Annotated in this window: 2 protein-coding genes; both read left to right on the top strand. The window is 70.5% G+C overall.

All coding sequences use genetic code 11. The features are described from left to right. A partial coding sequence (locus AC1DWF_RS39000; protein ID WP_476843732.1) for a VCBS domain-containing protein occupies positions 1-428 on the top strand: 428 nt, incomplete at its 5' end. Then, on the top strand, positions 386-506 hold a 121-nt coding region (locus tag AC1DWF_RS38995), incomplete at its 3' end, for a VCBS domain-containing protein (RefSeq protein WP_476843733.1). The genes AC1DWF_RS39000 and AC1DWF_RS38995, both read left to right, overlap by 43 nt.

The raw sequence follows: 506 nt of genomic DNA, 5'->3' as shown, positions 1-506 counted from the left end.
GCCAATGGGGCTACTCGCTCGCCAACGCGGCGGGGAATGTGCAGGCGCTCGGGGCCGGGCAGAGCGTCACCGACACGCTGACCATTGCCTCGCTGGACGGCACCGCGAGCCAGGCGATCACGGTGAGCATCGCCGGCACCAACGACGCGGCGACAATCACCGGCACGGTGGCCGGCGTGGTGGCCGAGGATGGCACGCTGACCGCGGGCGGCACTTTGAGCGTGGCCGACGCCGATGCGGGCCAGGCKGYYTTTGCCATGCCGGCCTCGCTGGCTGGCACCTATGGCAGYTTCGCCTTCAACGCSGSSACCGGCCAATGGGGCTACTCGCTCGCCAACGCGGCGGGGAATGTGCGGGCTACTCGCTCGCCAACGCGGCGGGGAATGTGCAGGCGCTCGGGGCCGGGCAGAGCGTCACCGACACGCTGACCATTGCCTCGCTGGACGGCACCGCGAGCCAGACGATCACGGTGAGCATCGCCGGCACCAACGACGCGGCGACAATCA

This window comes from Aminobacter sp. P4_D5 (assembly GCF_056401815.1).
The sequence above is the reverse complement of the archived record's forward strand: the minus strand, read 5'-3'. Positions and strand labels throughout refer to the sequence as shown.